Annotated in this window: 18 protein-coding genes; 13 read left to right on the plus strand and 5 right to left on the minus strand. The window is 47.6% G+C overall.

From position 1 onward, the window contains the following. The first annotated feature begins 246 nt into the window (after nt 1–246). The gene (locus RIE73_RS00600) at nt 247–573 is read left to right on the plus strand and encodes a DUF2358 domain-containing protein (RefSeq protein ID WP_446399346.1); all 327 of its coding nucleotides are present in this window, start codon (nt 247–249) and stop codon (nt 571–573) included. Nucleotides 574–759: 186 nt separating this feature from the next. On the opposite strand, the gene RIE73_RS00605 is transcribed toward RIE73_RS00600, so the two are convergent. Then, the gene (locus tag RIE73_RS00605) at nt 760–1,662 is read right to left on the minus strand and encodes a glycine betaine ABC transporter substrate-binding protein (protein WP_446399330.1); all 903 of its coding nucleotides are present in this window, start codon (nt 1,660–1,662) and stop codon (nt 760–762) included. Between the two features lie 175 nt (nt 1,663–1,837). Here RIE73_RS00605 and RIE73_RS00610 point away from each other — a divergent pair, with 175 nt between their 5' ends. The 4 genes from RIE73_RS00610 to RIE73_RS00625 all read left to right on the plus strand — a co-directional run bounded on the left by RIE73_RS00610 (nt 1,838) and on the right by RIE73_RS00625 (nt 5,342). After that, nucleotides 1,838–2,758 (plus strand): DUF928 domain-containing protein, encoded by a 921-nt coding sequence (locus tag RIE73_RS00610; protein WP_446399331.1) that lies wholly within the window; start codon nt 1,838–1,840, stop codon nt 2,756–2,758. 89 nt (nt 2,759–2,847) lie between these two features. Beyond that, complete coding sequence (locus RIE73_RS00615) at nt 2,848–3,738, plus strand: metallophosphoesterase (protein ID WP_446399332.1); 891 nt, start codon at nt 2,848–2,850, stop codon at nt 3,736–3,738. A 1-nt stretch (nt 3,739) separates the two neighbouring features. Next, the gene (locus RIE73_RS00620; RefSeq protein ID WP_446399333.1) at nt 3,740–4,858 is read left to right on the plus strand and encodes a histidinol-phosphate transaminase; all 1,119 of its coding nucleotides are present in this window, start codon (nt 3,740–3,742) and stop codon (nt 4,856–4,858) included. Nucleotides 4,859–4,943: 85 nt separating this feature from the next. Then, nucleotides 4,944–5,342: an IS607 family transposase gene (locus RIE73_RS00625; protein WP_446399347.1), complete on the plus strand. Its 399-nt coding sequence runs from the start codon at nt 4,944–4,946 to the stop codon at nt 5,340–5,342. 120 nt (nt 5,343–5,462) lie between these two features. On the opposite strand, the gene RIE73_RS00630 is transcribed toward RIE73_RS00625, so the two are convergent. After that, entirely contained in the window at nt 5,463–6,572 is a 1,110-nt protein-coding gene (locus RIE73_RS00630) for an S-(hydroxymethyl)glutathione dehydrogenase/class III alcohol dehydrogenase (protein ID WP_446399334.1), read from the minus strand. Nucleotides 6,573–7,282: 710 nt separating this feature from the next. On the opposite strand from RIE73_RS00630, the gene RIE73_RS00635 reads away from it, so the two are divergent. From RIE73_RS00635 to RIE73_RS00655, 5 genes are all read left to right on the plus strand, one after another. Then, entirely contained in the window at nt 7,283–9,850 is a 2,568-nt protein-coding gene (locus tag RIE73_RS00635) for a CHAT domain-containing protein (protein WP_446399335.1), read from the plus strand. Between the two features lie 270 nt (nt 9,851–10,120). Next, the gene (locus RIE73_RS00640) at nt 10,121–10,801 is read left to right on the plus strand and encodes an SDR family oxidoreductase (protein ID WP_446399336.1); all 681 of its coding nucleotides are present in this window, start codon (nt 10,121–10,123) and stop codon (nt 10,799–10,801) included. Between the two features lie 299 nt (nt 10,802–11,100). Then, the gene (locus RIE73_RS00645) at nt 11,101–11,409 is read left to right on the plus strand and encodes a hypothetical protein (RefSeq protein WP_446399337.1); all 309 of its coding nucleotides are present in this window, start codon (nt 11,101–11,103) and stop codon (nt 11,407–11,409) included. Between the two features lie 281 nt (nt 11,410–11,690). Next, nucleotides 11,691–12,656, plus strand: a complete 966-nt coding sequence (locus tag RIE73_RS00650) for an aldo/keto reductase (protein WP_446399338.1) — start codon at nt 11,691–11,693, stop codon at nt 12,654–12,656. A 224-nt stretch (nt 12,657–12,880) separates the two neighbouring features. After that, on the plus strand, nt 12,881–13,570 hold the full coding sequence (locus RIE73_RS00655; RefSeq protein WP_446399339.1) for a Uma2 family endonuclease: 690 nt from the start codon (nt 12,881–12,883) through the stop codon (nt 13,568–13,570). A 171-nt stretch (nt 13,571–13,741) separates the two neighbouring features. Here the strand turns inward: RIE73_RS00655 and RIE73_RS00660 are convergent, their stop codons facing one another. Both RIE73_RS00660 and hslO read right to left on the minus strand, forming a co-directional pair. After that, on the minus strand, nt 13,742–15,793 hold the full coding sequence (locus RIE73_RS00660; protein WP_446399340.1) for a chromosome segregation ATPase: 2,052 nt from the start codon (nt 15,791–15,793) through the stop codon (nt 13,742–13,744). 254 nt (nt 15,794–16,047) lie between these two features. Beyond that, entirely contained in the window at nt 16,048–16,947 is a 900-nt protein-coding gene (gene hslO / locus RIE73_RS00665) for an Hsp33 family molecular chaperone HslO (protein WP_446399341.1), read from the minus strand. A gap of 350 nt (nt 16,948–17,297) precedes the next feature. Between hslO and RIE73_RS00670 the strand changes: the two genes are divergently transcribed. Further along, complete coding sequence (locus RIE73_RS00670; RefSeq protein ID WP_446399342.1) at nt 17,298–17,687, plus strand: hypothetical protein; 390 nt, start codon at nt 17,298–17,300, stop codon at nt 17,685–17,687. Nucleotides 17,688–17,812: 125 nt separating this feature from the next. Here the strand turns inward: RIE73_RS00670 and RIE73_RS00675 are convergent, their stop codons facing one another. Next, a complete protein-coding gene (locus tag RIE73_RS00675) occupies nt 17,813–18,523 on the minus strand; it encodes a DUF1997 domain-containing protein (RefSeq protein WP_446399343.1) in 711 nt (236 codons plus the stop codon). Nucleotides 18,524–18,764: 241 nt separating this feature from the next. On the opposite strand from RIE73_RS00675, the gene RIE73_RS00680 reads away from it, so the two are divergent. Both RIE73_RS00680 and RIE73_RS00685 read left to right on the plus strand, forming a co-directional pair. Next, complete coding sequence (locus RIE73_RS00680) at nt 18,765–19,424, plus strand: SDR family oxidoreductase (protein WP_446399344.1); 660 nt, start codon at nt 18,765–18,767, stop codon at nt 19,422–19,424. A 282-nt stretch (nt 19,425–19,706) separates the two neighbouring features. Continuing rightward, nucleotides 19,707–20,839, plus strand: a 1,133-nt coding sequence (locus tag RIE73_RS00685) for an RRXRR domain-containing protein (protein WP_446399345.1), incomplete at its 3' end; no start/stop codon positions are given.

The raw sequence follows: 20,839 nt of genomic DNA on the forward strand, positions 1-20,839 counted from the left end.
GCGGACTTTGTTTGTGTAGCTGCGATTTCCTTTTCAACAGGGCTGGGGGAGGGCGGGTTTTGTACGAAAGTTATCGGTTATGTTTTGATATGTTAATCCCTAAACCCGCCCCTACAGATTGGGTTTACGATAACGCAATTAATTTAGTCCTTACCTTGCGGACTTTGTTTGTGTAGCTGCGATTTCCTTTTCAACAGGGCTGGGGGAGGGCGGGTTTTGTACGAAAGTTATCGGTTATGTTTTGATATGTTAATCCCTAAACCCGCCCCTACAGATTGGGTTATCGTTTATTGGTCGCTGCGATTTCACGCTCAGTTGTTCTTTACGAACATCGCCCTAGATCTGCATGATGTCAGCCAGACTAAGCCAGATAAAATTGAAGCCAATTGGACAGTGCGCGGCAGTTTGCGTCTTCCCTGGGAAACCCATATCTTTTTTAAGGGCAATTCGTCGTATTATTTAAACGAACGCGGCTTAATTTACAAACATGTCGATACTTGGGATCGCCAACCGACTGATGTATTGAAACAGTTCTTACCGGAAGCCATCAAAAATTTCACTGAAAACCTATAAAGTCAGCCCCTTTTAACTCATACTTGTACCATTTAAACAAGCAAACTTGTAGGGTGCGTTAGCAAAGCGTAACGCACCATTACTCTCATTTGTTGCTCCCCCTGCTCCCAGACGTGCCATGGCACGTCTCTACATTGCTTCCCCTGCTCCCCCTGCTCCCCCTGCTTTTAGCGCTTAAGTTGACAGTCAGTGCGCCCCGACAAATCCCTCTTGGATCAGAAACTCTTTAGCCACCTCAGCCGGTTCACGCTTTTTGCCACTCACTTCATAATTCAATCGCCGCATCGTTTCATTTGTTAACTTTGGCGCTAACTGATTCAGCACCTCTCGAATTCCGGGATGCTTCTCCAATGTTTCTTGACGCACCACTGGCGCAACTTGGTAGGGCGGAAAAAAGTTTTTGTTATCCTCTAATACCACTAAATTAAACGCATTAATCTCACCATCCGTAGCAAACGCCACAGCGACATCCGCTTGACCTTCGGTTAAGGCTTGATATCTTAATCCTGGATCAGCCGGAATAAATTCTTCAAGCTGAAAGTCCCCATAAACTTGTTTTAAACCGGGTAATCCATCCTCACGAACCTCAAATTCCGGTGGACCAATCAGGGTTAATTGATTTGCCTGATCAACCAGATCGGAAATTGTTTTAATCCTATAGTCTTTCGCCCCCTCCGGCGTCATCACCAAGGCTTGCGTATTATTCATCGGTGCAGGGTCTAGCCAAACCAGATTATAGTTCTCTTGATAACTATCCGCTACCGTTTGATAAACCTGCTGAGAATCACTACTAACCGGACGCTTTAATACAGTTAACAACGCCGTTCCCGTATACTCTGGATATAAATCAATTTGACCACTTTCCAAACCCGCTTGCGCTACAGGGGTTCCGCCCAAGTTTAGCTTGCGTTCAACCTCAAAACCTTGGTTTTCCAGTACCAAAGCATACATTTCCCCTAAAATAAATTGCTCCGTAAAATCTTTCGATCCCACCTTAATCGCACTCCCACCCCCCTGACAGGCGATCGCGAATACCATTGTCAATACCGCCAGTGCAATCAGCGTAACAGTTCGGCGCATTCGGCGCATAAATCTACCACGTCTCAACATTCTTGTATGGTATCAAGAAATATAGTCTTTTCCATAAACCAATCCTTGCTCAGGAAGATATAGCAGTAGACACATCGATTAGAACAAAGGCACCATTGTAGAGACGTTGCATGCAACGTCTCTACTCACGTCTAGTGCTAATGTTTAATGACCCGTGATCAGTGACCTGGAAAGCTATACTGAATTTATAGTCATGCAGAACGCGATCGCGAATCCTATGATTTGTCCTAAACATTTGATAGCAGCTTGTTTAACCTCCTGGATAAGCCTAGTTTCCTTAAGTAGTTCACAGCCCGCCCAAGCTGAGCCTTCGCTTGCTAGACGTTTTCCGATAAAAACCCCAATTGAAGATTTGGTAAAGTGTGGCTATACCAAAGAACAAATTACGTTAAAGATTCCGGATAAGAGAGTTTTGAATCAATTAGACATTACGCCCGGAAATCGGATGGAAAACTATGCCGCCACTCGTTGTCAAGGATACCGTCCGCCGATTCCGTTAATGGCGTTAATTCCTCAATCTACAGTGGGTAGAACCCTCGCTGACTATCCCACCTTATATTTTTATATTCCGGATGTAAGTTTACAAAACGTTAGAGCCGAATTTAGTTTCTACGATCACCAGTTAAAAACTATCATTTATGAACAAGAAATTCCGCTAAAAACAAGTGATAGCATTGTTGCTGTTGATCTAGCCAATGCTCCAGATTTACCCCCTTTAGAGGAAGACAAACCCTATTTTTGGTATTTCAGTATTATTTTCGATCCGTATGACCGCAGTGACAGCACCTATGTCGCCGGGTGGATACAGCGAATTACGCCAACGTCCCAGATTGATCAGGAATTAGACAGAGCAACACCTGAGGCAAAGCCTGCTATCTATGCCAATCATGGGATTTGGTATGAGACCCTGGAAAGTTTAGTCCAGTTGCGTTGTTCTCAGCCTGAGAATTCTACTTTAACATCAAATTGGCAATCGTTATTGCAGCAAGTGGGATTATCCAACCTTGCTAGAAAACCTTTGGCGCAATGTCCTTCGGCCCGAATAGCCAATCAGTTCTGGCAATCGACGGAGTAACCTGAGTATAGGGGATCACAGGGAGCCTATCCACTTTAGCGCTAAGCTAGGCTGGGATCATTCTTGCCAGATTAATTAAAACTAATACTATGGCTTGGGTATTTTCAGGACGATTAAGGGTTGAGCGGATAACGGTTGCGATCGCGAATTTGCCACCGTCGTTGCAAGGAACCAAATTGGTACAGCTTACTGATTTACATTATGATGGGTTTCGCCTGTCGGAAGCAATGCTGGCGGAAGCCATCGAAGTCAATAATCAGGCTGAACCGGATTTAGTGCTGTTAACCGGAGACTACATCACCTATCAACCCGAACCGATTCATCAACTGGTACGGCGATTAAAATACCTGGAAAGTCGTGCTGGAGTCTATGCGGTACTGGGGAACCACGACATGGAACATCCCCAAGCCAAAACCACAGTCACTGAGGCGCTAACCCGGATTGGCGTGCGCGTCTTATGGAATGAAATTGTCTATCCCTTGGGGAAAGAATTAGCCTTGGTGGGATTAGCGGATTTTTGGTCGCGTGAGTTCAATCCCGCCCCAGTGATGAACCAAATCGATCCGCAAATACCCCGTATTGTCTTATCTCATAACCCAGACACGGCGGAACCCTTACAGAAATGGCGTATTGATTTACAACTATCGGGTCATACCCATGGGGGTCAGGTGGTGATTCCTGGATTTGGACCGGCGGCGTTATTACTACCGATTCTACGACGAAATCTGCCTCGACCTCTGCACAAGTGGATTCCCTTTCTGGGAGAATGTTATCGAGTGGTTCATCATTGGGAATGGGGAAAAGGAATGCATCAGATTGGCGCCAATCGCATGTATGTGAATCGGGGTTTAGGAACTTATGCACCTGGACGCCTATTTTGTCCCCCAGAAGTTACTATAATTACGTTGGTCAAGGCAAAGGATACAGCGAACAAGGAACAGGGAATCAGCAAACCAGTACCACTAGAAGCGGGGAACTAATATGTTGGGGTTCATCCGGTCAGATTTAGCTCAATTTACGGCGTACACTCCTCATCCAGGGGGAGAGTCGGGGAAACCAATCACATCCCTCGATCGCGTGGATGCGAATGAAAGTCCTGATGATTTGCCCGTTGAGTTAAAAGAAAAGCTGACATGGACGTATCAACAGGAGATTGAGGCGAATCGTTATCCCGATGGTTCTCATCAAGCCCTCAAAGAGGCGATCGCCCATTATGTGACGGAATCGGCTTCTCTAGAGACACCCCTAACCTCTAGCCAGATCTCAGTCGGTAATGGTTCAGATGAACTGATTCGTTCGCTATTAATTGCTACCTGTTTACGGGGAGAAGGGTCAATTCTCGTCGCCAATCCCACATTTTCCATGTACGGGATTTTAGCGCAAACCCTGGGTATTCCGGTGGTTACCGTTGAGCGTTGTCCAGATAACTTTGAGATTAACCGAGATGAAGCCCAACATGCGATCGCCCAATCTCAACATCCTCCCATCCGTGTGGTTTTCGTGGTTCATCCCAACTCCCCGACTGGAAATGCACTCACGGTGGCTGAACTCAAATGGCTACGGAGTTTACCCGATGATATTTTAGTGGTGATTGATGAGGCATACTTTGAATTTAGCCGCACCTCGGTGGTTAAAGAATTATCCCAACATCCCAACTGGGCAATTCTGCGAACCTTTTCCAAAGCCTTTCGTTTAGCCGCCCATCGGGTAGGCTACTGCATCGCCCACCCGGAATTAATCGCCGCATTAGAAAAAATGCGCTTACCTTACAATTTACCCAGCGTTTCCCAAGCCGCCGCCCTTATCGCCCTGACTCACCGCGATCAACTCTTAGCCGCAATCCCCCAAATTATTGCCGAACGCGATCGCTTATTCGCCGCATTATCTGAACATCCCGGCTTACAGGTTTGGTCAAGTGCTGCCAATTTTATTTATAGTCGCCCTCGCCAACTCGAACAAAATAGCTTAAGTCAGATCGTTCAACAGATGAAAGCCCAGGGTACAGTAATCCGGAATACAGGTGGTGGATTACGGATTACTGTGGGTTCTCCCGAAGAGAATCAGCGCACCTTGCAGCGACTGTTGATGGCTAGAGCTTAATTTATCGGTAATTTCTAGATTTTTCCGGAAAAAGCTGTACGATATCGATTCCGTTGTCAATCCAGAAGGCGATACAAGAATCAGAATCCTCTACGCCAGGGTTAGTTCATACAAGCAAAAGTCAGATCTTGAGCGACAAGCTGACTACCTGCAATCCCTGTTCACAGACGGAAAGCTTATCAAAGAAGTCGGTTCAGGACTCAACTACAGGCGCAAAGGACTTCTTTCCCTTTTGGGACAAGTTTTGTCAGGAAACGTCAGAGAAGTTGTGGTCTGCCACAAAGACAGACTTGTCAGGTTTGGTCTTGACCTTATCGAATGGCTCTGTCAGCAAAAAGATTGCAACCTCGTGGTTCTCAACCGAAGTGACTTGTCTAATGAACGAGAGATGGTTGAAGATATTCTTGCCATCGTCCATGTCTTCAGTTGCAGATTGTACGGTCTCAGGAAGTACAAAGAAGCTATCAAAGAAGAAATGAAGTAGTGGGACAACATTGCAGTTAATGGTTGAAATTGGGGAACAGGGAACAGGGAATGCCTGATCCAGCAAACCTTTATCCGAATTCAAGAACTTTCCCTTACCCTGCCTTAACCTTACCTTGCCTTAAAATGTCACCACACTGCGAATTGATTCCCCTTTATGCATTAAATCAAATCCCTCATTGATTTTTTCCAAGGGCATGACATGGGTAATTAAATCATCAATATTAATCTTCCCTTCCATATACCAATCCACAATTTTGGGAACATCGGTGCGTCCCTTTGCGCCCCCAAAGGCGGTACCTTTCCAAACTCGTCCGGTTACTAATTGAAATGGGCGGGTACTAATTTCTTCTCCAGCACCAGCCACGCCAATAATCACACTCACACCCCATCCTTTATGGCAGCATTCTAAGGCTTGGCGCATGACATTGACATTACCAATGCACTCAAAACTATAATCGGCACCGCCTTTGGTTAACTCCACCAAATAAGGAACTAGATCCCCTTCAACATCACGCGGATTGACAAAATCCGTCATGCCAAACTTTTCGGCTAATTCCCGTTTATCGGGATTAATATCAACGCCAACAATTTGACTTGCGCCCACCATTCGCGCCCCTTGAATCACATTTAAGCCAATCCCACCCAGTCCAAATACCACAATTCTGGCACCGGGTTCAACTTTAGCGGTATTAATCACCGCACCAATCCCGGTGGTGACGCCGCAACCAATGTAACAAACCTTCTCAAAGGGCGCATCTTCGCGAATTTTCGCCACGGCAATTTCGGGCAAGACGGTATAGTTAGCAAAAGTAGAGGTGCCCATGTAGTGATGGAGCATTTTGCCATGACTGGAGAACCGACTGGTGCCATCGGGCATGACACCTCGTCCCTGAGTTGCCCGAATCGCTTGACAGAGATTGGTTTTGAAGCTTAAGCAATACTCACAGTTCCGACATTCGGGTGTGTAGAGTGGAATCACATGATCACCAGGTTTAACGCTGGTTACGCCGTCTCCCACCTCAACAACGACACCCGCCCCTTCATGTCCTAAGATAGCCGGAAATAGTCCTTCGGGGTCTTTACCAGAGAGGGTATAGGCATCGGTATGACAGATACCCGTTGCTTTAATTTCCACCAATACTTCCCCAGCTTTAGGTTCGTCTAGCTGAACGGTTTCAATCGTTAACGGTTTCCCGGCTTCATCGGCGACGGCGGCTTTAACGTCCACGTTTTCCCTCCTGCTGTTTTCACTATCGTTTAGTGTATCGCTAGTTCAACCGAGCAGAATTATCGCAGAAGGCAAAAACCGTAGGTTGGGTTGACGTAGGAAACCCTAACCCTACTCCCTTTTTCAGAGGAATATTTCCGGATTTATCCCTCTTGGGCAACCGTTGCTAAGATAAGAGAGATTGAACCGAACCCAAATAAATAGAACTCGTCTGGACAATCATAACTGAAACCAGCGGGAGGGGTGGGTTGAGTCATATCGGGGCGACAAAAAACGATTATCGTTAAACCTGCTCCGATATTCACAAAAACTTGTTTATCCCGATGTACATAGCAACGGAAAAATGCTGGATGTGGCTTATCCACTATGGCGGCGGGCGAAAAAAAATCCCTAGCCCAAATCAGTGAGCCAGGGAACGTCAATCAGGGTGCATCTACCATTTCACTCTTCTGGAATAGGCGGGGTTCATCCGGAAAAATCCTGGATCAGTTCCTAAATTTGAGTTCATTAGCATCCGCCGCAGAAAAATTCCAGGGTTCTCAACCAGGGTTAACGTCTCACCCCTCATCCATAAGCTCAAAACCGCTGATGGAATCCCCCTGACTCGCGTCTGAATCCCTCAACTCTCTCAGGAAACTTTCATAGAATTAAATCAATCTATATTAAAGACACTATGAATGCAATAACCCTTGAAAACCCAGTAAAAACCCTTGACATTCAGCAAACTTGACCAGGCAATAGCAGTGGCACAGGAATTCCATATCTCTGTGACCCCTTTGGGGGACGACCAGCATCTAGTGCGAATTGAACGAGTCGCACCCGGGGTGCCGTTGGCAGAAGAACAAGTGCGTTGGCCCATGGATGAGTGGTTAACGCAAGCGAGACAATTGATGAATGATCCCCTTCTGGGCTTGTTACAAGGGGGGGCTGGCAGTATGGATGAGCTGTTTTTCTTGCCCAACTCCGAACAGCAGGTGCGTCAATCCTGTAAAAATCTGGTGGCGCTGGGTCAAGAACTCTACAATGCTTTATTTCAAGGCAGTTTGCGGGATAGTTGGATGATGGCACAAGCGATCGCCCAAAATCAACGCTCTGTATTACGACTGCGCCTGGGACTTAAAGGAAATCGCTTACCTCGCTTACCCTGGGAAGTCCTCCATGCAGGCGATCGCCCTTTGGCAACGGGGACAGATGTGGCGTTCTCCCGCTACCAACTTAGCACTGGATTGATGCGACCGATGCATCCCCTTCCCCCTCAACCTAGTCATGTCCTGAAAATTCTCATGGTGATTGCAGGACCAAGTGACCAAGAGAGTTTAGAACTGGCACAGGAAGCGGCACATCTACAAGAAGAACTGAAAAACCGTTCTCGCCAAGAACCGCCATCGATTCAACTGACGATTTTGGAACAACCGGGACGAGAACAACTCACCCAAGCCTTAGAACAAGGTCAATATCAAGTCTTCCATTATGCGGGTCACAGTAGTCTGGGGGATTCGGGTGGGGATGTTTATTTAGTCAGTAATAAAACGGGATTAACGGAAACCTTAAATGGCAATGACTTAGCTGGATTGCTGGCAAATAATGGCGTGCAGTTAGCCGTATTTAACTCCTGTCGGGGCGCCTATACCGCTACCTCAGACCCCCTAGACAATGGCAAAGAACGCAATTTAGCGGAAGCCTTAGTCAAGCGGGGAATTCCTGGGGTTTTGGCAATGGCAGAACGGATTCCCGATGAAGTGGCACTTACCCTAACTCGCCTCCTTTATCGGAATCTCAATCAAGGTTATCCCATCGATCTGAGTCTGAGTCGAGCGCGACAGGGGCTAATTTCTGCCTATGGCTCCAACCAATTATATTGGGCGTTGCCCGTGCTGTACCTGCATCCGGAATTTGATGGATTCCTCACCAATGTAGACGATGACTACCATCATCGGGAAGAACGATTGCATTTACCGGAACCCGCAGACATTCAATTAGTCTCTGATGAAAGTGACGCCGAACTTTTCCCACCACCAATGTTCGATAAAACCGTAGCCACTGACGATGAATTCCTGCTAGAGGAGGAATCGCCCCTAGCTGAGTATGAGTATAAACCGAGGCAAAATTGGCTGGATGAGACGCCCTCCGATGAGACTCCCTCAGATCAGGAAGCGGATGATCCGTCTGCGGATGATCCGTCTAGCTTTATTAAGAACTTACTCGATCAACTGGATAATGAGCCGGAGATCGAGGAACCAAAGTTACCGCCCCCACACCCAAACCATCCACCCCAACCAGCACCTGAACAAGAGAAAGAGGATCAGGACGTACCAAACCCGCCGCCTCAGCAACCGACGGAGTCCTCAGCACCACCCGCACCAGCGTCTGTAAAAACAACAGCAATGCCGTCATCTGAACAGACGGTGACGCCGAAACCCTCGCCCGTGCAATCAACTGAAAAGGGATGGCGTTCCTGGCTGGTTGCCCCTAAACTATGGATTGGATTGGGTGTTAGTGCTGTGGCGATCGCACTATTAAGTTTCGCCTTGGTTTGGAACCGTCAGCCGCGACCGGATACGTTAGTTACATCCTCTGATTCTCCTGTGCCGAGTCTACCCCAACCCTCAGACTTAGATCGGAGCAACTTAGCCAAAGCCGAAACCAGTCAAGTCACAGCTTTGGCAATTGAAAAACTGGGTCAGGGGAATATCGAAGCCGGAACTGAAGCGGTCGAAGCTTTACTGAATCGAGGCGCATTGTCCCAAGCTGATGCTGCTTTAAAGTCTGTTTCTCCCTCCCAATTGGATAACCCAACCATCAGTTTCTTGAGAGGGCGTCTGGCTTGGCAGTCGATTCAAGCCGGAGATACGAACTATAATATCAGCGATGTGCGACGGTATTGGGAAACGGCGGTTAAAGCCCAACCTGACTCGGCTAACTATCATAACGCTCTTGGCTTTGCTTATTACGCGGAAGGGGATTTCGAGCGAGCTAACAATGCCTGGTTAGATGCTCTCACCTTAATCGAACAAGAGCAAATTGATGCAGATGTGGCGGGAAATGGGGCGAAGAAAGAAGCGTTAACAGCGTATGCGGGATTAGCCTTAGGATTCTGGAAATCTGCTCAACCACAGCCAGCCGAAAAGCGCACCAATCTGTTAAATGAATCGTTGAAACTGCGGCAAAAAGTTCTCCAAGATGACCCGGTGAATTTCCAACCCGACGCCCTGAGTCAGAATTGGCTTTGGTCTGAGCAGGCGATTCAAGATTGGCGATCGCTGTTAGGAGAAAGTTAGGGAAGTAGGCGGAGCAGTTTTTACGGTGTTTAAACTCGCTGAAGAAGTATCCTTTTAGAATCCTCGGTCATTTATGCCGAGGAGAAGTTAACTGTAATCATAAAGTGCCACACACACCCGTTTTATTGATTTTAAACAGGACTGGAATAGCACCTGGATGCTGCTGACAGAGCCTCTGTGTCGCTACTTCCGGAAAAACGGGTACGCGATCGCATGTTCCCATATCGCCTTAATCTATTAGAGGAAAGGTATCAAGGGAAAACGGTAACCATGACAAAAGTGATCGTGATTACGGGGGTCAGTCGGGGTTTAGGTCGAGCGATGACTGAGGGATTTATCGCTCAAGGACATACAGTTCTAGGTTGCGCTCGAAACGAGACAGCAATCAAGGATCTCAATCAAGCCTTTGGTTCTCCCCATAATTTTACCGTGGTCGATATTGCCGATGAAGATCAGGTCATGGCTTGGGCAAAACTCCTCAACGAGTACAGTCCGCCGGATCTGCTGATTAATAATGGGGCAATTATCAATGAATTAGCGCCCCTGTGGGAAATTCCCAGCCAAGATTTTTCTGATCTGATTGATGTCAATATCAAGGGAGTTGCTAATGTGATTCGCCATTTTATCCCAGCAATGATTGACCGAGGCAGCGGTATAATTGTCAATCTAAGTTCGGGGTGGGGACGCTCAACGGCTCCCCACGTCTCATCCTACTGTACCTCTAAATGGGCAATTGAAGGGATGACCCGATCGCTAGCTCAAGAATTGCCCAAAGGAATGGCGGCGATTCCCCTAAGTCCCGGTATTATCCACACTGATATGCTGGAAGTTTGCTATGGCGAAGCGGCGGCGTCTTATACAGCTATCCAAGATTGGGTTAAAAAAGCGGTTCCCTTCTTGCTGCAATTGACTCCTGCCGATAATGGTCAACCCCTGACTGTCCCGGCATGATATAATCAGAAGTTCGACTCTGCGTTTGAGGCGAGACCGCAATTATCTCGCTTCAACCTAAAAAAAGCAGGTAGCACAGAAAAGCGGGAGCTATACAAAGTTTCACAAACAAAGGCTTGGGAAATCCCGCTGAAATCAGCTAAAATCGACTAATCATGCCAAATAGTTGATAGTACGACGAAAGCAAAAAGGCGAAATTTTCTTGACTTAGCTATGGGGAAATTACCGTTCAAGGCAAAGCCCTGGACTCTAAACCAGGGTTTAGTACAGCATCAAGAATCAGGGAGGATTAAAAAGTAGTGGACAACGTTTATAAACGCCACTCTTATAAGGCAAACTTTAATCAAGCCGAACGTTACCATACCCATTGGGATGAATATTTAATTATTCCAATATGGGAGAGAAAAACAGGGCGTTGGACAGTAACGTGGCTCGAATCAGAACAGTTGCTTGAACCAACAATTATTGATCCCTTTGGCGGTTTTGATTTCCCCACAGCTCAAGCCGCGATATCAGCGGCAAAATCCCTCATTGATCATTGTTCGGATGTGGCAGCTCGCAATGCCATGGAAGATAGGCTGATAGAAATTTTAGAAGGGAAAGGATAAGGGAGATGAGGGAGTTGGGTCGTTGGGTTTCGTTCCAAAGACCCAACCTACAAAGGTGACACATGAGAAAAGCACCATAAAGATTGGTTGGCAGGGTTTGCGAGAGTGTATCAAAATCTACATCGAATACAGAAGCAACCTACTGCCTGGAGGTGCAAGCTAATTGTACCTGGGATAGACGCCAAGACTCTGCCAAAGTTTGGAAGATTAGATGGGATTAGCGTCTCAGTTAATCCCTTGGCTAATTGTAGTAAAAATTGTCTACATCACAGGAATTTGTTATGGAAACGCGACCTTTAGGCACCTCCGATATCCAAATCACGCCGATTATCATGGGTACCTGGCAGGCGGGTAAGAGTGCCTGGGTGGGGATTGAAGACGCGGAAACGATTAAAGCCATCCGAGCCGCTTTTGATGCGGGTATCACGACGGTGGATACCGCAGAAATCTACGGCAAGGGGCATTCGGAGCAGATTGTTGCCCAGGCATTATCAGATGTGCGCGATCAGGTGGTGTATGCCTCCAAAGTGTGGGTGGGGAACCTGAAACATGATAAAGTCATCGAAGCCTGCGATCGCTCTCTGAAAAATCTACAGACGGACTATATTGACCTCTACCAAATTCATTGGTCCCCCGGAACATTTAATACGGAGGTGGTGCCGATTGAGGAGCCAATGAGCGCCTTGAATAAGCTAAAGGAACAGGGCAAAATTCGGGCAATTGGGGTATCGAATTTCTCCCGTACTCAGTTAGAAGAAGCAGCGCAGTATGGGAAGATTGATAGCTTACAGCCTCCCTACTCCTTGTTTTGGCGTCAAGTGGAGCAGGATGCTCAACCCTACTGTATTGAGAATAATATATCAATCCTGGCATACTCATCTCTTGCCCAAGGATTGCTCACGGGTAAATTTGGACCGGATCATCAATTCCCAGAAGGCGATCATCGTGCCAAAAATCGTCTGTTTCAAGGGGAAAACTATAAACGAGCGCAGCAAGCCTTAGATAAACTACGCCCGATTGCCGAACGCCATAATTGTAGTCTGGCTCAATTATCCCTCGCCTGGTTAATTGCCCAACCGCAAACGAATGCGATCGCGGGGGCGCGTCATGAAGGACAATCCTCTAGTAATGCTAAGGCGGCTGAGGTTAAGTTATCTCCAGAAGAACTGCAAGAAATTGACGCGATCGGACGCATTGTCACTGATCACCTAGATGATAATCCGGTGATGTGGGATTGGGATTCATAACAGACAAATAATCAGGAAGAGTAAGCCGCAATACCCGCCCGGAGTTCAAACTCCGGGCTAATAGCTTAAGTCCATTAAAATGGACTAAAACTCTGATCTAGTCGTATGCCAGACGAATGCCAGCTTTTGGTGTTTTGGGTTTCAACCCCAGACGGGAAGACAGCGAGTTGGGCAAGATCTGAGTAGAAATGGAGATATCAACCAGCGAGTAAAAGGAGCAATCTATGGTTAAAACGAGTTTCCAGCAAGAGTCTTTGCTCCCATCCTTGGAAAGTGGCGATCGCTTAAATCGCTATGAATTTGAGCGTCGTTATAATGCGATGTCTTCTCTCAAGAAAGCTGAACTGATTGAAGGAGTTGTTTACTTGCCTGCTGCACTGCGTTTTAGAAGCCATAGTCAACCTCACGCCAATTTAATCCTATGGCTAGGCAATTATCAAGTGGCGACACCGGGTATTGAATTGGGGATTGAACCTACTGTTCGGTTAGATTTGGACAACGAACCCCAACCCGATGCTGTACTACTGATTGATGAAAATGCAGGGGGACAGGCGAGACTCAGCGACGATGATTATATTGAAGGTGCGCCAGAATTAGTAGCAGAGATCGCCGCTAGTAGTGTGGCGATAGACTTACATGAGAAGAAACGGGCGTATCGTCGCAATGGGGTGCAAGAGTATATTGTTTGGCAAGTATTTGAGCAGAGACTCGATTGGTTTTACTTGCAGCAGGGTGAGTATGTATCGTTACCCGTGGATGAAGGACATGTGATCCGGAGTCGAGTGTTTCCTGGATTGTGGTTAGCCGCCGATGATTTGTTGGTAGGGAATATGGCGAGGGTGTTGTCGGTTTTGCAAGAAGGTTTAGCTTCGGGGGAACATACAATGTTTGTAGAAAAGTTAGCAGAGCAGTAGGGAAATTATTTTCCTAATGAGACCGCTGGATGATTTCCAGTAGTTACTTCGTTGTAACTTTCCTGTCAGTTTAATGTCCAATTTGAGTTTTTGGGTTGACATATTATTCCAGCGTGGTGGTGTGGCAAGACTAAATTTTCATGCTTTCTTGCCCCCAGAATTTTAAACCACCTAATTATCCAGAGGCAATTCATGTTCGGGTAGTTCTAGTGAAGGTTGGGCATCTGTACCCTGAGGAACGAGAACTGGAGGAGGAGGTGGTTCTAAAATCCTTTGCCATTCTTGAATTGACGCTTGAGCCGCATTATAGGCTTCAGTTCCAGAAGGAATCATTTTAGCCAGTCGAATCGCTTCAGTTAAGCTAAGAGCAGCTCGATCTTGAGCCAGAGCCAATAATTGATAACTCCAGCGATTAACCGCCGAGACAGCATCACCTCTAACCTTGGCGGAACTAGGGACTTGTCTGGCTAGACGAATTGCCTCCACAATGGCGTCGGGGGTACCGGGAGTGGCAGCTCGATAGGCTTGTTGCAAGCGCTGTTGTCCCAAAACTTCTGTCTTCCAGCCCTTAATCAGGTTTTGTGCTTCCCCATAGAGTACCCGTCCGGATTTGATTTGTTCCGCCGCCGCGATCGCCGCCGAAAGATTGCCGGAATTGGCAAGGGTACGAGCTTGATCAAGATAGGGTTGGTCTTCTAGGCGTTGAACTGTGCGTGTCCAATCTTTAATCTTACTCTGCGCCTCCTGGTAGAGAGCGCGATTGGGGGCAATGCGACGGGCTTCTTGGATGGCTTCTCGTAACGATTGGACTCCGCCAAAGCTGGCCAGTTGGGTAGCGCGATCGAGATAGGGCTGATCTTCTATGGTTTGGATCTGACGAGTCCATTGGTTAATCTCCGCCCTCGCTTCCTGGTAGCGGGGATTACGGTTGGGAATCAGTTTGGCTTCTGCGATCGCGATCTGTAAATCGCTAACTAGCCCCGAACTGGCAAACGTCCGCGCCCGTTCCAGTCGAGCCACGTCCTCAATTTCCCGTTGCCATCGATCAATTAATTCCTGACCTTCATCATATAGAGGACGATCAGTACCCAATTTCTGCACCGAGGCGATCGCGATTTCCAAGTCCTCACTGGTTCCCGATTCAGCCAGGGATATGGCATTGGCTAAGTCAATCAAATCTGCCTTAACGTCTGGTAATTTTACGCTAGCGGGTAACTTATTGGCAATATCTAATACCCCTTGCCAGTTTCGTTGTTCTAAGCGACTCGTCGCCAGTTTGAGTAATTTATTCCCACTCTCAGCAATTAAATCTTGAGCCTCTTTGTAGGCAAAACTCTTGGGCGTGATTTTCTCAGCCGCTTCAATCGCCTTTAAAATATCATCGACGCGACCCGTTTTACTCAGCCGATAGGCTTCATCCAACTTCTGACTATCATCTCGTCCGATTTGAATCAGATCCACGAGTTGGTTGTACTTGACGGCTGCCCAATACTGATTATCTATCGTTGTCAGCTTAACCGCTTCCCGAAACGCTAACGTCCAATTTGACTGTCTCAGGTGTTCCTCCGCTTGCTCATAAATCCCTGAAGCCTTTTGCCACAGCGTTTCCCATTCCTTAATTTGTTCTTTGACGAGCATAAATGCCGGAACATCTCTGGGAATCCGGTTCGCAATCTCAATCGCTTCCTCGAGTTGACCGGCTTGAAACTGTTCTTCGCCAATCGCTAAAATCTCGACTGACCACTCTTCGATATGGCGGTTAATTTCCGGGCGCAAGGGGTGGTCCTTGGGTAAAGCGTCTACGAGGGCGATCGCTTCTAACAAATCCTTGGTGGTACGCTTATTTGCCGCAAGCTGGGCGCAATAGAGACGCACCGAAGCCGAAGCCGTGGGCCAAAAAATTGAGGGACAATTTGGCACAGCAGGTAGTTTTAGTAAAAGAGCTACGGAGGCAAATCCCATCCCCCCGGAAACCAACATAATCACCACCATCCAAAATGCCCAGCCGAATGTAAAGCGACGTCTTGGTTCTTTCGGCTGTTTAGGAGAGGGAGTAGCTGGCTTCGTTGCCACTTGTTGGGGAGTGGTATGAACATAAGACGCTGAATGCCCGACCCGATGAGGATCAACAGCACCTTTCTGGTGTTGCCAATCCTGGCTCCAACTCGGTTGGGAAGACCGGGTAGCATACCAATGATCGGGCATTTTTCGATTTCTAGTCATAACTCACTCCACCACTCGCTACGCCTAATGCTGTGGGTTTTATCGCACCCTCAGTTGTTGCAATCCTACTCTGGTTAGACAGAAAAAGCTATATTCTCCTGGAGACTTAATCGTGAATGGGAGCTAGGGCAATTGCCGTGAAGGTAAAAACTATTACTCTTAGAAGCAATCCCTTGGAGCCATCTGTTTCCTTTCCTCTGCCTTGGTTTGGTCAACTCTTATTCCCATTCCCAATTCCCCTAACCCAATCTCGATTAAACAGACTCCGCCCTTAAATCCTCAATCAGTTGAGCCAGTTCATCTCCGCTCGCTTGGTAAACTTCCCCGCAGAAGTGGCACGTTGCTTCAGCGCCTTCGTCTTTTTCAATCATATCCTGAAGTTCCGCTTCACCTAGCATTTTCAGCGCTCCCAAAACCCGATCAAACGAGCAACCGCAGTCAAACCGTACCATTTGGATTTCGGGCAGAATCACCAAACCCAAATCACCCAAAATCTGTTCAAAGATAGCGGGTAACGTTTTACCTTCCTGCAACAGAGGCGTGAATCCGGATAGCTTGGCGATGCGAGATTCCAAAATTTGCACTAAGGACTCGTCGCTAGCCGCTTTCGGTAAGATTTGGATTAATAGCCCTCCCGATGCGGTTACGCCTTCAGCACCGACAAATACACCCACAATCAGTGCTGATGGGGTTTGTTCGGACGTAAGTAGGTAATGAGCAATATCATCACCAATTTCGCCCGATACCAGTTCTACGGTACTGGAGTAAGGATAGCCATACCCCACATCCCGGATCACATAGAGATACCCGTCGCGCCCAACTGCACCGCCAACATCGAGTTTGCCAGATTCGTTGGGCGGTAGTTCAATGGCAGGGTTATCCACATACCCTCTAACCGTACCATCTAATCCTGCATCAACCAAAATTCCGCCCAACGGACCATTTCCTTTCACCCGAATATTTACCCTTGACGCTTCCCGCTTCATGTTAGATGCCAACAATAAACCCGATGACATGGTGCGCCCTAGGGCAGCCGTGGCCACATAAGAGAGCTGATGGCGCTGACGGGCTTCTTCGGTGAGGCGCGTGGTAATCACACCGACGGCACGAATACCCCCTTCTGCTGCTGTGGCGCGAATTAACTGATCAGCCATGGAACAACCTTACACTTCTTAACACACTCCCTTTTTATTGTAGGTTGGGTCGGGTCGTTAGCATCAGGCGCGATCGCACTGTTGGTAGTCGGCGATGGATTCACGACTGTATCTTCCCTGGCGACACCAATTAAAACAATTAGGGGTGACTGAATAAGTTTTGTGGTGAGGGGGAGCGGGGGCAAGCGGGGGCAGCCAGGAAAGGAATGTAGAGACGTGCCATGGCACGTCTGGAAGCTGGGGGAGCAATAGTACCTTTTCCCTGATCAGTAGGTGGACACAATTAATGATGATGTAGTATTAAGATTTACGCTCTTGAGCAACAGACCTATTGTTTTTGGACACAGATTATGTTGGGAACCTTTCAACAAAGTCACCTCCGCATTGAACTCGAAGCCCCCCATACTGTTATCCGAGACAGTCTGCTGCATTCAGAGAAACTACGCCAGTGGTTACCGACTCAGCGCCTTTCTCCTGGATTACCAGAACAACTCTATCCCGGAGTCACCTTTACCAGTTGGATAGGTCCGGTTGCTATCCAACATCAGGTAGAGGTAGCTGAGTCTTACGGATTACGACTGCTATTGAGCCAGGGAATCGATGGCTATCACGAATGGTGTTGGGGTGAAGGATGGGTACAGTCTCGCTTAGAAGGGGTGTCTCTGTTCCCGTTAAATATGGGTCAAACCCTGAGTTTGCTGCGGCTACGGGAATTTATCGCCACCCAGCGGGGACGATAGGAGCGAGGGAGATGGGGGAGATGGGGAAGATGGGGAAGATGAGGGAGAAGATTCCCAATCAACCATGAACCATGAACAATCAACAAATGACAATCCCCACCGTTAACTTGAGTTTTCCTACCGACTCAACGCCGCTTTAATTTTTTGGGGATTGCGATATTCATACGGTTATGAAAGTCTTGCTGTACCTTGTGACTCAAGCGGCGAGACACTTGGCGGACGATTTGCCCCAACAAGCGATCGCCTGTACTCTGAATCAAAGATTGGGGTAACTTGTGGATAAACTTGGGGAACCGTACACCAACGCTTAAATCAAGTTCCCACTCGATACGGGTAATGGTGGGGGGAAGTTCTATTCGCTTAGGCTGTGGCTCAGAAAAATACTCGTGAGTGGGAATCGGTACAAACCCTTGAGTCGCCTGAAAGTCAACCTCATAGCCAGGAGGCTCGTAACCGGGGACGGGGATCGTCTGTATTTTATAGATCCCATCGTGACGCGGGAGTAGTTCTAGTCCAATTTTTGGCTCAACTTCATAACCGAATGACCCAAACCGCCCAATCGTTAAAGCATAACCGTTGGCTCCAATTGGTTCAGCTTTCATCGGGTGGGCGCAGTCACGAAACCACTCTTGGTGAGTATCCAGATAGGCAGTCACTCGCTCCGGTTCGGCATACATCTCTACACTATCTTGGAAGTGACCGTAAAACTGAGTCAACTCAGACACTAATTCACAGGATGGGTACTCGCCGCTCTCCGGCTCGGTAAAACTGGATTGGGTATCTAGATGCACTGGCTCGATTGTGATGGGTTGCTGGTTAAGGAATTGGGACTGCATAATTGCTCCACGGTGTCAGTTCGGGTTGGTGCCTATTGCTAGGATGCCCACTGGCAGTTGTTCATTCTCTCTTTCATCTTCACGAATTTACGGTATAAATCTGCACATCTGGGAAAAACTTCATTGATAATTTATAGAATTGAAAAGAGAATGTGAAGGAATCAAATCAAACAACACTGGCTCTTTACAGCATAACTTGTGTATCTTGCCGTCAACTCTCACTGTTGAAGGAAATTTTTAAATGAAAGCATTGGTCGCCGGAGCGACAGGTCAAACGGGACGCCGAATCGTCAATGAACTGGTCAAACGCAATATCCCCGTCCGCGCTTTAGTGCGGAATTTGGAGAAAGGGCAGGAAATTTTGCCCCCTGAAGCCGAGTTAGTCGTTGGGGACGTATTGAAGCCTGAGAGTCTCAGTGCTGCTGTGGGAGATAGCACCGTCGTGTTTTGTGCTACAGGTGCCACACCCAGCTTCAACCCCCTAGAACCCTACCAAGTGGACTATGAGGGGACGAAGAACCTGGTCGATGTTGCCAAAGCTAAGGGCGTTGAGCATTTTGTCATGGTTTCCTCACTGTGCGTCTCTCAACTGTTCCATCCTCTAAATCTGTTTTGGCTAATTTTGGTGTGGAAAAAGCAAGCCGAGGAGTATCTCCAGCAAAGCGGCTTAACCTATACCATTGTCCGACCGGGGGGGCTGAAAAACGAAGATACGCCTGACCCTGTGGTGATGTCATCAGCGGATACCCTGTTTGATGGGAGTATTCCGCGCACGAAAGTGGCACAGGTTTGTGTTGAGGCGCTCTTTCAAGACGAAGCACGTAATAAGATTGTAGAAGTGATTGCCCAAAAAGAAGCGAGCGATCGCAGTTGGCAAGAACTATTCGCCAATGTTGCCTAATCCAACCGTAGAGACGTTCCATGCAGCGTCTCTACAGTCTATGGGGTCGAATTGTATAACGTTCAACAACCCCACGCTACTAACGTGGAGCGTGGGGATTGTAAGACAAATTACAATTCAAAACGTTGAATACCGCATAGAGTCTCGGTTTGGTACAGACCTCCGGATACTTCCCTAGTCCGGATACCTCTAAGACTTTTTGTCGAGTCGCTACCCTCGTTAGGACATCTTAACCGAGATGGCGGGAAGGGACTAAGCACTTCACTCGTGAGGTTTATCACCATGTTACGAGTACCAGTTTTATCAAAATCGGGTAAACCTTTGATGCCCACCAAGCCTAGTCGTGCTAGGCGTTGGTTGAAAGAAGGTAAAGCCAAGGTCGTACATAACGACTTAGAATGTTTTGCCATTCAGTTGAATTTTGAGACAGAAGAAAACACCCAACCCGTAGCTGTGGGTATAGATCCTGGCAAAAACTATTCCGGTATCGGGGTTCAATCAAGCCAAGTTACCCTTTGGATGGCTCATCTAGTCTTACCGTTCAAGACGGTTAAAGAACGGATGGAGTTGCGGCGGATTATGCGTAGAGCAAGGAGAGGAAGACGGATTAACCGTAAACTACCTTATTCTGAGCGTTGTCACCGTCCAACTAGGTTTGACAACCGGAAACAAGCTAAACTACCTCCCTCAATTCGAGCCAACAAACAATTAGAGTTACGAGTAGTTAAAGAGTTGTTTAAGCTGTTCCCAATTAGTGCCATTCACTATGAATTGGTTATGGCTGATGTGGATAGAACCAGCGGACGTAAATCGGCTCGATCGGGTGTTGGATTCTCTCCAGTTATGGTGGGTCAACGACAAATGCTGAACTGGTTATCCGAATTAGCTCCGGTGATCACCCATCAGGGATGGCAACGGGACGGTAACGGAACTAGCCAACTTAGGCAATGGTTGGAATTAGCCAAGGACAAGAAAAACAAAGACCAACAGACACCAGCAACTCATGCTGTTGACGGTGTTACCTTGGCGGCGTTTGAGTTTATTCAATGGCAAGAGTGGCACTCAAATAATGCCAAGCACGGCGGATGGTGTGGCAATGTTCAGGTCACCCCCGCACCATTTGCGGTAATCCGTAGACCGCCAATGGCCCGTAGACAGTTACACCTATGTGTTCCATCTAAGGGCGGTAAACGGCGCAAATATGGCGGCACAGTTACCCGCCATGGCTTCAGGAAAGGTGACAAAGTTATAGCATTAAAAGCCGGAAAGACTTACATCGGTTGGTGTTCTGGAGACACCGACAAACAGGTTTCAGTTAGCGATGTTAACTGGAAGCGATTAGGACAGTTTACCGCTAAAAAAGTCCAGTTGTTGCAGCGAAGCACGGGGTTGATTGTCGTGCCTATAACTGGACC

Origin of the sequence: Coleofasciculus sp. C1-SOL-03 (assembly GCF_040220555.1) — a bacterium.
Classification (GTDB): Bacteria; Cyanobacteriota; Cyanobacteriia; order Cyanobacteriales; family Coleofasciculaceae; genus Coleofasciculus.